Here is a 14,013-nt window from a genome sequence, read left to right as displayed (position 1 = left end):
AGCCGACTGCCGGCAAATAATTGCAAAGAGTTGTTACGGCCTGGCCCTGTCCAGGCCGTTTTTATTTACAGTTCATTGTCTTAGCAACGTAAGCTCAAGGTAAATTGCCGGTAAAGGCGCTTTGCTTATCCCGCGCCAGTGCTTATCGTTCAGCCTCCTCAAAAGAATTCTTTCCAGTCCAATGGTCGATCAACCGATGCTTTCTCGTTCCCGTTCCTCCCGTCGCTGGCTTTTCGGCCTGCTGATTCTGCTGCTGGTCGCTGGCCTGTGCTGGTGGTTGTGGCCGTCTCCGGTGGCGCAGAAGGCTGCCGGTGCGCCGGGCGGCAAGGGCGGGCGACCTGGCTTCGGTGCCTTTGGTGGGCCGGTACCTGTTCGGGTGGAACCGGCCACGGTCGGCGACTTCCCGGTCTATCTCAAGGCGTTGGGCACGGTGACCGCGACCAATACCGTTAACATCCGCAGTCGGGTAGGCGGCGAACTGGTCAAGGTCAACTTCCAGGAAGGGCAGAAGGTCAAGGCGGGTGATTTGCTCGCTGAGATCGACCCGCGTAGCTACCAAATCGCCCTGCAACAAGCCGAAGGCACCCTGGCGCAAAATCAGGCACAGTTGAAGAACGCCCAGATCGACCTGGAGCGTTATAAAGGCCTGTACGCCGAAGACAGTATTGCCAAACAGACGCTCGACACCCAGGTGGCGTTGGTCGCTCAGTACCAAGGCACGATCAAGACCAACCAGGCGGCTGTCGGTGATGCCAAGCTGAACCTGGACTTCACCCGTATTCGCGCGCCTATCACCGGTCGCTTGGGCTTGCGTCAGCTGGACGTCGGTAACCTGGTGGCGGCCAATGACGCCACGGCGTTGGTGGTGATCACCCAGACGCAACCCATCACTGTCGCCTTTACCTTGCCCGAGACGGAACTGAGCGGGGTGCTCGCCCGTTACCGCAGCGGTGCGCAGTTGCCCGTCGAGGCCTGGGACCGTGGCGACCAAAAGCAGCAAGCCGTTGGCGTGTTGCGCAGTCTCGACAACCAGATCGACACCACTACCGGCACGCTGAAGTTCAAGGCGTTTTTCGACAACCACGACGAAGCGCTGTTCCCCAACCAGTTCGTCAATGTACGCCTGCTCGCCGATACCTTGAAGAACGTCGTCCTGGCCCCCTCGGCAGCCATCCAGTTCGGGACTGATGGCTCGTTCGTGTATGTCATGGAAGGCGAGAACAAGGTGCGCATCCGCAAACTGACCCTGGGCGCCAGTGATGGCGACAACACCGTGATCATCGACGGCCTGGCCAAAGGTGAACGGGTGGTGCTTGAAGGTACCGACCGTCTGCGCGATGGCAGTGAGGTGGAAGTGGTCAATGATAGCTCGCAAGTTCCGGCAACCCCAGGCCAACACCTGCAAGGGCAGGACGCCAAAGATGCTTCCGCTGCCACCAAGCGTAAGGACAAGGCGGGCGCATGAACCTCTCGCGGCTGTTCATCCTGCGTCCGGTAGCGACCACCCTGAGCATGCTGGCCATTGTTCTGGCCGGTCTGATCGCTTACACCTTGCTGCCGGTGGCGGCCTTGCCACAGGTTGATTACCCGACCATCCGGGTCATGACCCTGTACCCGGGTGCCAGCCCGCAAGTCATGACCAGCGCCGTCACTGCACCGCTGGAGCGCCAGTTCGGGCAAATGCCGGGGCTGACCCAGATGGCTTCGACCAGTTCTGGCGGCGCCTCGGTGCTGACCCTGCGCTTTAGTCTGGACATGAACATGGACGTCGCCGAGCAGCAGGTCCAGGCTGCGATCAACGCCGCTACCAACCTGTTGCCGAGCGACTTGCCAGCACCTCCGGTGTACAACAAGGTCAACCCGGCGGACACCCCGGTGCTGACCCTGGCGATCTCGTCGAAAACCATGCCGCTGCCCAAGCTTAACGACCTGGTTGACACCCGCGTGGCGCAGAAAATCGCCCAGATCAGCGGCGTCGGCATGGTCAGCATCGCCGGCGGTCAGCGCCAGGCGGTGCGGATCAAGGTCAATCCCGATGCGCTGGCCGCTGCCGGCCTTAACCTGGCGGATGTGCGCACCTTGATCGGCGCGTCCAACGTCAACCAGCCCAAGGGCAACTTTGATGGCCCGACCCGGGTGTCAATGCTCGACGCCAACGATCAGCTGCGCTCCCCCGAGGAATACGCCAACCTGATCCTGGCCTACAACAACGGTGCGCCGCTGCGCCTTAAAGACGTTGCCGAGATCGTCGACGGAGCCGAAAACGAACGCCTGGCAGCCTGGGCCAACCAGAACCAGGCGGTGCTGCTGAACATCCAGCGCCAGCCCGGGGCCAACGTCATTGAAGTGGTTGACCGGATCAAAACCCTGCTGCCGTCAATCACCGACAATTTGCCGGCCGGTCTGGATGTCAGTGTGCTCACCGACCGCACCCAGACCATCCGTGCCTCGGTCAAGGATGTGCGCAACGAGCTGCTGTTGGCGATTGCCCTGGTGGTGATGGTGACCTTCGTGTTCCTGCGCCGTTTCAGCGCCACCATTATTCCGTCGGTGGCGGTGCCGCTGTCGCTGATCGGCACCTTTGCGGTGATGCACCTGGCCGGTTTTTCGATCAACAACCTGACCCTGATGGCCCTGACCATTGCCACTGGTTTTGTCGTCGATGACGCCATCGTCATGCTGGAGAACATTTCCCGCCACATCGAAGAGGGTGAAACGCCGATGCAGGCGGCGCTCAAGGGCGCGCGGCAGATCGGCTTTACCCTGATCTCGCTGACTTTCTCGTTGATTGCGGTACTGATTCCACTGTTGTTCATGGCCGATGTGGTCGGGCGACTGTTCCGTGAATTTGCCATTACTCTGGCGGTGGCCATCCTGATTTCTCTGGTGGTGTCGCTGACCCTGACGCCGATGATGTGCGCGCGCTTGCTCAAACGCGAGCCTGCCGAGCATGAGCAGGGGCGCTTCTACCGCGCTAGTGGCGCCTGGATCGACTGGATGATCGCCTGGTACGGTCGAGGCTTGCAGTGGGTGCTCAAGCACCAGCCGCTGACCTTGCTGGTGGCGGTGGCGACCTTGGGCCTGACCGTGCTGTTGTACCTGGTGGTGCCCAAGGGCTTCTTTCCGGCGCAGGATACCGGGGTGATTCAGGGCATTTCCGAAGCACCGCAGTCGGTCTCCTTTGCGGCCATGAGCGAACGTCAGCAACAACTGAGTGCAGTGATCCTCCAGGATCCGGCAGTGCAGAGTCTGTCATCCTACATTGGTGTCGACGGCGACAACGCCACGCTCAACAGCGGTCGCCTGCTGATCAACCTCAAGCCGCATGGCGAACGTGACCTGACCGCCGCGCAGGTGATCGCCCGACTGCAACCTCACGTCGACAAGCTGACCGGTATCCGGCTGTTCATGCAGCCGGTGCAAGACCTGAGCATTGAAGACCGGGTCAGCCGCACCCAGTACCAGTTCAGCCTGTCGTCACCGGACGCCGAGTTGCTGGCCCTGTGGAGCGGCAAACTGGTCGATGCCCTGCAGCAGCGCCCTGAGCTTGCGGACGTCGCCAGTGATCTGCAGGACAAGGGCTTGCAGGTGTTCCTGGTGATCGACCGCGATGCCGCCAGCCGCCTGGGCATCAACGTCGCCGACATCACCAACGCCTTGTATGATGCCTTCGGCCAGCGCCAGATCTCGACTATCTACACCCAGGCCAGCCAGTACCGTGTGGTGTTGCAGGCCGAAGCTGCTTCCAGCCTGGGCCCGAAGGTGCTAGAGCAGATCCACGTCAAGGCCAGCGATGGCGGGCAGGTACGCTTGTCGAGCCTGGCGCGTATTGAGCAGCGCCAGGCGCAGTTGGCCATTGCCCACATCGGCCAGTTCCCGGCGGTGATGATGTCGTTCAACCTGGGTGAGGGGGCCTCCCTCGGCGAGGCCGTGAAAGCGATCGAGCAGGTGCAGCAGGAGATCGGCATGCCGGTCGGCGTGCAAACCCGCTTCCAGGGCGCCGCTGAAGCCTTCCAGAACTCGCTGTCGAGTACCTTGCTGTTGATTCTGGCGGCGGTGCTGACCATGTACATCGTCCTCGGCGTGCTCTACGAGAGCTACATCCACCCGGTGACCATCCTCTCGACCTTGCCGTCGGCGGCGGTCGGTGCCTTGCTGGCGTTGATCCTGTCCGGCAACGACTTGGGCATGATCGCCATTATCGGCATCATTTTGCTCATCGGTATCGTCAAGAAAAACGCGATCATGATGATCGACTTTGCCCTGGAGGCCGAACGCAACCAGGGCATGGCGCCGGAGGCGGCGATCTATCAGGCGGCGTTACTGCGTTTCCGACCGATCCTGATGACCACCCTGGCGGCCTTATTTGGTGCCATCCCGCTGATGCTTGCCAGTGGTTCCGGGGCCGAACTGCGCCAGCCGCTGGGCCTGGTGATGGTTGGCGGCCTGCTGCTCAGTCAGGTGCTGACGCTGTTCACTACACCCGTGATCTACTTGTACTTCGATCGACTGGCGCGGCGTATGCGTCCTCAGCCTGATGCTGTGGTGCAGGACGCGCCATGAACCTGTCTGCTCCGTTTATCCGCCGCCCGGTAGCGACCATGCTGCTGAGCCTGGCAATCCTGTTGCTGGGCGGTGTCAGCTTCGGCCTGCTGCCGGTGGCGCCGCTGCCACAGATCGAGTTTCCGGTGATCGTGGTCCAGGCCAACCTGCCGGGGGCCAGCCCTGAGGTGATGGCCTCTACGGTGGCGACTCCGCTGGAGCGCTCGATGGGTGCGATCGCCGGGGTCACCACGCTTACCAGCAGTTCCAGCCAGGGCTCGACCCGGGTCATTCTCGGCTTTGACCAGGGCCGTGACATCGATGCTGCCGCCCGCGAAGTGCAGGCGGCGATCAATGCCTCGCGCAACCTGCTGCCCAGCGGTATGCGCAGCATGCCGACCTACAAGAAGTACAACCCGTCCCAGGCACCGATCATGGTTCTGGCCCTGACCTCCAGCGTGATGCAAAAGGGCCAGTTGTACGATCTGGCCTCGACCATCCTCTCGCAAAGCCTGTCGCAGGTACCCGGGGTAGGCGAGGTGCAGATTGGTGGCAGCTCGCTGCCAGCGGTGCGCGTCGAGCTCGAACCGTACCTGCTCAATCAATACGGTGTTGCGCTGGACGATGTGCGCGAGACCATCGCCAATGCCAACCAGCGTCGGCCCAAGGGCTTTATCGAAGATGGCCAGCGCAGTTGGCAGGTACAGGCCAACGACCAGTTGGAAAAGGCCAAGGACTACGAACCGCTGGTCATCCGTTACCAGGACGGTGCAGTACTGCGCCTGAGCCATGTGGCCAAGGTCAGCGACGCGGTGGAGAACCGTTACAACAGCGGTTTCTTCAATGACCAGGAGGCGGTACTGCTGGTGATCAACCGCCAGACCGGGGCCAACATCATCGAGACGGTGAGCAAGATCAACGAGCAGTTGCCCGCCCTGGAATCGCTGATGCCCGCCAGCGTCAAACTGGACGTCGCTATGGACCGCTCGCCAGTGATCACCGCGACGCTCAAAGAGGCTGAACACACCCTGATCATCGCAGTGGTGCTGGTAGTGCTGGTGGTGTTCCTGTTCCTCGGCAACCTGCGCGCTTCGTTGATCCCGACCCTGGCAGTACCGGTGTCGCTGGTCGGCACCTTTGCCGCGATGTACTTGTGCGGGTTTTCCCTGAACAACCTGTCGCTGATGGCGCTGATCCTTGCCACCGGCCTGGTGGTCGATGATGCCATTGTCGTACTGGAAAACATTTCCCGGCACATCGACGAGGGCGTGGCGCCGATGCGCGCTGCCTACCTGGGGTCAAAGGAAGTCGGTTTTACCTTGCTGTCGATGAACCTGTCGCTGGTGGTGGTGTTTGTCTCGATCCTGTTCATGGGCGGTATTGTCGGCTCGTTGTTCCGCGAGTTTTCCATTACCCTGGCGGTGGCGATCCTGGTTTCTCTGCTGGTGTCGTTGACGCTGACGCCCATGCTCTGTGCGCGCTGGCTCAAACCCCACGCGCCCGGCGAGCAGACGCGCCTGCAGCGCTGGAGCGAACAGCTCAACGAACGCATGATGGCCAGCTACGGGCGCAGCCTTGATTGGGTCTTGCGTCATCGGCGCCTGACCTTGGCCAGTCTGTTGGTGACCATTGCGGTCAACATTGCCCTGTATGTGGTGGTACCGAAGACCTTTCTGCCGCAGCAAGACACCGGGCAGCTAATGGGCTTTGTCCGCGGTGATGACGGGCTGTCGTTCCAGGTCATGCAGCCGAAGATGGAGATCTACCGCCGGGCCTTGCTCAAGGACCCTGCGGTGGAGAGTGTCGCCGGCTTTATCGGCGGCAACAGCGGTACCAACAACGCCATGATTCTGGTGCGCCTCAAGCCGATCAGCGAACGCAAGCTTTCGGCGCAGAAAATCATTGAGCGGATGCGTAAAGAGATGCCCAAGGTGCCCGGCGGCCGCCTGTTCCTCATGGCTGACCAGGATCTGCAGTTCGGCGGCGGCCGCGACCAGAGCAGCTCGCAGTTTCTCTACACCTTGCAGAGCAGTGAGCTGTCGGCGTTACGCGAGTGGTACCCGAAGGTGGTGGCAGCGTTCAAGGCCCTGCCAGAACTTACCGCCATCGATGCCCGTGAAGGTGGTGGCACCCAGCAGATTACCCTGGTGGTCGACCGCGAACAGGCCAAACGTCTGGGCATCGACATGAGCATGGTTACCTCGGTGCTCAACAACGCCTACAGTCAGCGGCAGATCTCGACCATCTACGACAGCCTCAATCAGTACCAGGTGGTGATGGAGATCAACCCCAAGTACGCCCAGGACCCGCGCAGCCTGGAGCAGGTCCAGGTGATTACCGCCGAGGGCGCTCGGGTGCCATTGTCGACCTTCGCCCATTATGAAAACAGCCTGGCCGATGACCGGGTCAGCCACGAAGGTCAGTTCGCCTCGGAAAGCATCAACTTCGACATTGCCGAAGGCTACAGCCAGGATCAGGCCCTGGCCGCGGTGGAGCGGGCGGTAGCCAAGGTCGGCTTGCCGGAAGATGTGATCGCCAAGCTTGGCGGCACCGGTGATGCCTTCACCGAAAGCCAGAAAGGTCAGCCATTCATGATCCTTGGGGCATTGTTGGCGGTGTACCTGGTGCTGGGGATTCTCTATGAGAGCTACATTCACCCGTTGACCATCCTCTCGACCTTGCCTTCGGCCGGGGTAGGGGCCTTGCTTACCTTGTATGTGGTGGGCAGCGAATTCAGCCTGATTTCGTTGTTGGGCCTGTTCCTGCTGATTGGCGTGGTAAAGAAGAACGCCATCATGATGATCGACCTGGCGCTGCAACTGGAGCGTCATGAGCACCTGAGCCCGGAGCAATCGATCCGCCGCGCCTGTCTGCTGCGTCTGCGGCCGATCCTGATGACCACCGTTGCCGCCATCCTCGGCGCCTTGCCGTTGTTGCTCAGCCATGCCGAAGGTTCGGAAATGCGTCAGCCGCTGGGCCTGACCATCATTGGCGGGCTGGTCTTCAGCCAAGTCCTCACGCTTTACACCACTCCGGTGGTTTACCTCTATCTGGACCGCTTGCGCCATCGCTTCAACCGCTGGCGCGGCGTGCGCACCGACGCTGCTTTGGAAACCCCGCTATGACCCGACGTCCATTTCTCTGTGCTCACTCGCTGCAGCCTGTGCTTGCTGCCCGTGGTTTACGCTTGCTGGCCACAAGCTTGTGCCTGGCCATGCTCAGCGCTTGTACCTTGAGCCCGGACTACCAGCGCCCGGACAGCCCGACCCCGGTGCAGTTCAAGCATGCTGCGGGCTGGAGCCAGGCGAACCCCTCGGATGCCTTGGCCCGTGGCGCCTGGTGGGAGCTGTATGGTGATGCCCAGCTCAACGGCCTGATCGAGCAGCTCAACAGCAACAACCAGACCGTTGCTCAGTACGCTGCCCAGTACCGTCAGGCCCAGGCCCTGGTACGCAGTGCCCGTGGCACGTTGTTCCCGAGCGTTGACCTGAACGCGGGCAAGACGCGCTCAAGCCAGGGCACCGGCAGTTCCAGCTCCAGCCTGAGTAACAACAGCAGCGGTATCCGTGACACCTACAGCACCACCCTCGGCGTCAGCTGGGAAGCTGACTTGTGGGGCAAGCTGCGCGATGGTCTGGCAGCCAATGAGGCCAGTGCTGAGGCGAGCCTGGCCGACATGGCGGCGATTCGCCTGAGCCTGCAGTCGGAGCTGGTGCAGAACTATCTGCAATTGCGGGTGATGGACGAGCAGAAGCGCTTGCTTGAAGCCACAGTTGCGGCCTACCAGCGTTCGTTGACCATGACCGAGAACCAGTACCGCGCCGGGGTCTCCGGCAAGGATGCAGTGGCTCAGGCGCAAACCCAACTGAAAAGCACCCAGGCCGACCTGATTGATTTGGTTTGGCAACGGGCCCAGCTGGAAAACGCCATCGCCGTACTGCTCGGCAAGGCGCCGGCTGACTTCGCCCTGGTCGACAGCCAAGACATACCGGCGCTGCCTCAGGTGCCGCTGGCGTTGCCGTCGCAGTTGCTTGAACGACGCCCGGACATTGCTTCGGCCGAGCGCAAAGTGATGTCGGCCAACGCCAGTATTGGCGTGGCCAAAGCTGCTTATTTTCCAGACCTGACCTTAAGCCTCAACGGTGGCTACAGCAGTAGCAGTTTTAATGACTGGATCAGCCTGCCCAACCGCTTCTGGTCGGTGGGCCCGCAACTGGCAATGACCTTGTTCGACGGCGGCCAGCGCTCCGCCGAAGTCGATCGCACCGAAGCGGTCTACGACCAGACCGTGGCGCAGTACCGTCAGGCGGTGCTCGATGGTTTCAAAGAGGTGGAAAACTACCTGGTGCAGCTCAAGGTCTATGAAGATGAGGCCAGGGTGCGCAGCGAAGCGCTGGACGCGGCGCGTGAATCGCTGCGCCTGACCAGCAACCAGTACAAGGCGGGGCTGATCGCCTATCTGGATGTGGTCAACGTGCAGACTACCGCGCTGAGCAACGAGCGAAGTGTGCTGACCTTGCTGCAGGGCAGGCTGGTAGCCAGTGTGCAATTGATCGCAGCGCTGGGTGGGGGGTGGGATGCACAAGCAGCTTTTGCTGAATCCGATTAAAACCATAAAAACAACAAGATAGGTAATTTACTTAATGTAAAACATCTCTTCTGTCAGGATTCGTTGAAAATTGCACGATTTAATAGGTTTTTGCTTAAAATATCAGTCGTAACATATTGTTTTTGAAGGTATTTATATAAATATTTGACTGTAAAATTGGCGATGCGCCATCATTGCTAAGTGCCATCGAAACTCCGTGCGTTTCGGCAAAGGTTGAGTACAATCATCGGCTTTTCGCGGGCCACTCCAGTGCCCGATTCCAAGGGTTGTGGAAGGCCAAATGCTGATCGGTAGTTACTCTTCTTCGCTGGTGGTCATTTCGCTCTGTGTGGCCATCCTTGCTTCCTATACCGCACTGGACCTGACCGGGCGCATCGCCACCGCCAAAGGCCGTGCGGTGTACCTGTGGATCAGTGGCGGAGCACTGGCGATGGGGTTTGGCATCTGGTCGATGCACTTCATCGGCATGCTCGCCTTCAACTTGCCGATCCCGTTGGGCTATGACCTGGCCCTGACTTTGCTGTCGTTGCTGATCGCCGGGCTGTCTTCAGGCTTTGCCCTATGGTTGGTCAGTCAGCCGAGCCTGCCTTGGAGCCAACTGGCGTTGGGTGCGTTGATCATGGGCGCAGGCATCAGCAGCATGCATTACACCGGCATGGCTGCATTGTTGATTCAACCGGGTATCGATTACGACCCGGTGCTGTTCGGCCTGTCATTGCTGATCGCCGTAGGCGCCTCGGCGGCGGCCTTGTGGATTGCCTTTCGCTTGCGTCAGCAAACCCTTTATGTCCGCCAGATTCGCGGAGCGGCTGCGGTGGTTATGGGCGTGGCGATTGTCGGCATGCATTACACCGGCATGGCTGCAGCGAACTTCCCGGAAGGCAGTTTCTGCGGTGCGCTCGGTAGCGGCCTGAGTGGCAACGGTCTGGATTACCTGGTGTTGATTACGACGTTGGCGGTGTTGTCGGTGGCTTTGCTGACCTCGGTGCTCGACGCTCGCCTGGAAGCGCGTACCGCCGAGTTGGCGCGCTCCTTGACCCGGGCTAATCAGGAACTCACGCAACTGGCCTTGCACGACACCCTGACCGGTTTGCCCAACCGTACCCTGCTGGCTGACCGCATCGAGCAGGCCATGAGCAAGGTGGCGGAGCAGGGCGGCTGTTTTGCGCTGATGTTCATCGACCTGGACGGCTTCAAACCGGTTAACGATGCCTTTGGTCACCATATGGGCGACCTGCTGCTCAAAGAAGTAGCGCAGCGCCTGCGCGGTCATTTGCACAGCCAGGACACCCTGGCGCGTATCGGTGGCGACGAATTTGTCCTGCTGGTGGAATTGCAGGAGCCTGATGACGCCATGGGCGTTGCTGCCAAGCAGGTCAACCTGATTTCTCGTGCCTTTCGCGTTTCGGAACAGAACCTGCAGATCTCGGCAAGCATCGGCATCGTGCTCTACCCAGGCAATGGCGTTGACCAGCATGAATTGCTACGCAATGCCGATGCGGCGATGTATCACGCCAAGAGTGCCGGCAAGAACGGTTATAGTTTCTTCGATGTGTCGATGAACAGTAACGCGCGGCTGCAGCTGCAACTGCTTCAGGACCTGCGTGTCGCCCTTGAGCAGGGCCAGTTCCGCCTGTTCTATCAACCCAAGTTCGACGCCCAGAACTGCCAGCCCATCGGTGCCGAAGCCTTGCTGCGCTGGGAGCACCCGCAGCATGGGCTGCTGTTGCCGGATCGCTTTATCGGTTTGGCGGAGAAAACCGGGCTGATCATCCCTATCGGCGAGTGGGTGCTCGATGAAGCCTGTCGGCAGATGCGCGTGTGGATTGGCCAGGGCTACAGCGACTGGCGCATTGCAGTTAACCTGTCGGCGATCCAGTTCTGCCACAGCGGTTTGGTCGAGAGCGTCGCCAAGGTGCTGGCGCGTCATAACCTGCCGGCCAACAGCCTGACCCTGGAGATCACCGAAACCACCGCGATGCACGATGCCGATGCAAGCATGGCGGTGCTGCAGCGCCTGGCGGACATGGGCGTGGACTTGTCCATCGACGATTTCGGCACCGGCTATTCGAGCCTGATGTACCTCAAGCGCTTGCCGGCCAATGAGTTGAAGATCGACCGCGGCTTTGTCCGCGACCTGGAACAGGACAGCGACGATGCCGCGATTGTTTCGGCCATTGTCGCCCTAGGCCAGGCGCTGGGTTTGCGGATTGTCGCCGAGGGGGTGGAAACCGACCGCCAACAGAACTTCCTGACCCGTCTGGGCTGCGATTCTTTGCAGGGTTACCTGCTCGGCCAGCCATTGCCGGCCGAGCGGTTTATCGTCGATATCGAGCGCGCACGGCAGTCATTGGCGGTCAGCTGAGATCAGCCGGTGGCGCGCAGGCCACAGGAGGGCTCGAAGGCGTCGAGTTCGGCCTCGACAGCTTCGATGATCCGTTCGACATCGGCAGCGGCCATGAGCGTGGCGCAGGGAATCCCGGCGATGGCCAACAGGGTTTCACCTGTAGCCCGGTCAAACAGCCGTGCAACCATGCTACGCGGGGCATCCATGCTGGCCTCGAAACCCAGCGGATGAAAATACCAGCGCATCACCTGGCAGGCGTTGGGGAACGTCAGCTTGTTCATTCCGGCCTCCTTGTAGGGGTGAACAACAGGGGAGCGGAGCGTGATGGATTCAAGATCCTGGTGACCTTGCGAGAAACCTAAACATAGCACTGCTGTCGTCAGTGTCAGCTGTTGCTGATGACAGTTTGTCGTTTCTTTCAAGTTGCTTTCGCGCGTCTTCGATAATTCTGGCTCAACGCTAATATCGGCAAACGTTTGCCCACAATGTTTCACCGTTGACAGCCTAGACATGCTGCAATTTTTACCGACAGTCGGCCGGGTGCTCGCCTGGGATTTTTCAGACCAATGGCAGCCAAGGTCCAGTCAAGGTAACTGCCATGCGTTAATCAGACTTGGAAGCGTCTGGCGCAGATCGGCATCGACCCTCCCTGTGGCAAGCGCGCCCTTCAGTTGATCAAGGTGGCGGCCATATTGATGGTGAAGCCTAAAATCGCTGTGTTGAAGACAAACCCCACCAGTGAATGCGCCAGCACCACCCGGCGCATTTCCCGCCCGGCGACGCCAACATCCGAGGTCTGTACTGCGACGCTGAGGGTGAAGGAAAAGTAGTGAAAATCCCAATAGTCGGGGTGGCGTTCGCCATCGCTAAAGCGCAGCAGAGGCGAGTGCTCGTGGGCGGTGTAGAACAGGTGGGCGTAGTGCAGGCTGAAAATGGTGCCGATCAACAGCCAGGAACCGGCGACGGTAAAGCCGGTGAAGGCTAATTGCAGGGCGGTGGGACCGCCTTCGAGCTTGGCCCCTGCGGCCAGTTGCAGGATGACCGCCACGAGGCTCGCGATGGCGGCGATGCTGACAGTGAACAGCACCAGACCGGCGTTCTCATCCTCAATGCTGGCCACCTTGCGGACCTTCTCAGTACTGGCACCCAGGGTCAGCCACAGAATCAACAGCAGATACAGCCAGACGCCGCTGTTCCAGCCAATCAGCATCTGTTCAATCCAGTCGTTTGCCGGTATCAGCCAGCCGCACAGCAAGCCAACCAGCGCGGCGATGCTCAGGCGCGGGTGGCTGCGGGTCAGTCGATGAAAAGCCATGTTGCCTCTACATCAAAGGGTCTTGAGCAACTGTAGCCTCAAGCCTGGACCGGCGCCTGCGATCTGCTTCAGGTGGCCATGATATTGCCCTCAATCGATTCCAATGCCAGTGATGAGGTACTATCAGCCCCGGTGTTAGCCATAAATGGCTTGCCAATCAATGACCTGGTCATGACGTGCGTCATCTGCACCGAGGCCATTGCGGGTCACACTAACGCGTCGCAGTTTTGCCCTCAGCTCAGCTCTACAGGATTCCTGGTTTGTCCGATTCACTGCAAAACCCCTTGCTGCAATACCTCGCGCGCCTGGCGCCTTCCAGCCAGCTGACCATGAAGTACATCCTCCAGGACGCTGCCGACCGCTTGGGCTTCGAGGATTGCGACATCAGCGATATACCCTGGCACCAGCTAGAGCCCGGCCATGTCACCGCGCTGGTGGCGGCGTTGCGCGCCGACGGTTATGCGCCCAATACCTCGTCGTTGTACGTCAACGCCGTGCGCGGGGTGATGAACGAAGCCTGGCGCCTGGGGTTGATCAGCCAGGATCAACTGCTGCGCATCCGTACCGTCAAGCCGGCGCAAGGCACCCGCCTGCCTAGCGGCCGTAATCTCAAGCGCAGCCTGATCCGGGAACTGATGGATGCCTGCGCGGCCGACCCCCGGCCCCAGGGCCTGCGTGACGCGGCGGTGATCGCCTTGCTGTATGGCACCGGCATGCGCAAGTCCGAATCGGTCAACCTTGACTTGAGCCAGGTCGACTTCAATGAGCGCAGCCTGCAGGTACTGGGCAAGGGTAATAAACAGTTGATCAAGTACGCGCCGACCTGGGCGTTTGAAAAGCTCAATGCCTGGCTGGCCTTTCGCCGTGAGCAATTGCCTGAAGGGCAGGCGGATGATGACTTTCTGTTCAACCGTATTCGCCGTGGCAGCCACATCACCCGCGAGCGCATCACCAAGCATGCGATCTACTACATCGCGCGCCAGCGTGGCACCCAGGTTGGGGTAAAGATCATGCCTCACGACTTCCGGCGTTCCTTCATCACCCGGGTGATCGAAGAGCACGACTTGTCGATCGCGCAGAAACTGGCGCACCACACCAATATCCAGACCACCGCCAACTACGACATGCGCGATGACAACGAGCGTCGCAGGGCGGTGGATCGCTACGATTATTGAGGTTGGCCGTAGATACCGTCTTGCC

8 protein-coding genes are annotated in these 14,013 nt (G+C 60.4%); 6 read left to right on the top strand and 2 right to left on the bottom strand.

Features of this window, described 5'->3' with window-relative positions:
• The first annotated feature begins 181 nt into the window (after positions 1 to 181).
• The 5 genes from ACQRAX_RS18840 (at position 182) to ACQRAX_RS18820 (ending at position 11,516) form a co-directional block, all read left to right on the top strand.
• Positions 182 to 1,465, top strand: coding sequence for an MdtA/MuxA family multidrug efflux RND transporter periplasmic adaptor subunit (locus ACQRAX_RS18840; protein ID WP_412040907.1), 1,284 nt, complete (start codon positions 182 to 184; stop codon positions 1,463 to 1,465).
• Positions 1,462 to 4,563, top strand: a complete 3,102-nt coding sequence (locus tag ACQRAX_RS18835) for an MdtB/MuxB family multidrug efflux RND transporter permease subunit (protein ID WP_412040906.1) — start codon at positions 1,462 to 1,464, stop codon at positions 4,561 to 4,563. The genes ACQRAX_RS18840 and ACQRAX_RS18835 overlap by 4 nt, the downstream gene beginning before the upstream one ends.
• Complete coding sequence (locus ACQRAX_RS18830; protein ID WP_412040905.1) at positions 4,560 to 7,667, top strand: efflux RND transporter permease subunit; 3,108 nt, start codon at positions 4,560 to 4,562, stop codon at positions 7,665 to 7,667. The genes ACQRAX_RS18835 and ACQRAX_RS18830 overlap by 4 nt, the downstream gene beginning before the upstream one ends.
• Positions 7,664 to 9,151, top strand: a complete 1,488-nt coding sequence (locus ACQRAX_RS18825) for an efflux transporter outer membrane subunit (protein ID WP_412040904.1) — start codon at positions 7,664 to 7,666, stop codon at positions 9,149 to 9,151. Before ACQRAX_RS18830 ends, ACQRAX_RS18825 begins: the two co-directional genes overlap by 4 nt.
• Positions 9,152 to 9,431: 280 nt before the next feature.
• Positions 9,432 to 11,516, top strand: coding sequence for a putative bifunctional diguanylate cyclase/phosphodiesterase (locus tag ACQRAX_RS18820; RefSeq protein ID WP_412040903.1), 2,085 nt, complete (start codon positions 9,432 to 9,434; stop codon positions 11,514 to 11,516).
• A gap of 2 nt (positions 11,517 to 11,518) precedes the next feature.
• On the opposite strand, the gene ACQRAX_RS18815 is transcribed toward ACQRAX_RS18820, so the two are convergent.
• Both ACQRAX_RS18815 and ACQRAX_RS18810 read right to left on the bottom strand, forming a co-directional pair.
• A complete protein-coding gene (locus ACQRAX_RS18815) occupies positions 11,519 to 11,779 on the bottom strand; it encodes a DUF1652 domain-containing protein (protein WP_412040902.1) in 261 nt (86 codons plus the stop codon).
• A 386-nt stretch (positions 11,780 to 12,165) separates the two neighbouring features.
• The gene (locus ACQRAX_RS18810) at positions 12,166 to 12,813 is read right to left on the bottom strand and encodes a DUF1345 domain-containing protein (protein ID WP_412040901.1); all 648 of its coding nucleotides are present in this window, start codon (positions 12,811 to 12,813) and stop codon (positions 12,166 to 12,168) included.
• A 260-nt stretch (positions 12,814 to 13,073) separates the two neighbouring features.
• Here ACQRAX_RS18810 and ACQRAX_RS18805 point away from each other — a divergent pair, with 260 nt between their 5' ends.
• Positions 13,074 to 13,988, top strand: coding sequence for a site-specific integrase (locus ACQRAX_RS18805; RefSeq protein WP_412040900.1), 915 nt, complete (start codon positions 13,074 to 13,076; stop codon positions 13,986 to 13,988).
• The last annotated feature ends 25 nt before the right edge of the window (positions 13,989 to 14,013 follow it).

The sequence above is a fragment of the Pseudomonas sp. UM16 genome, assembly GCF_050312595.1.
Taxonomy (GTDB): Bacteria; Pseudomonadota; Gammaproteobacteria; order Pseudomonadales; family Pseudomonadaceae; genus Aquipseudomonas.
This window is presented reverse-complemented; position numbering and strand designations above follow the sequence as displayed.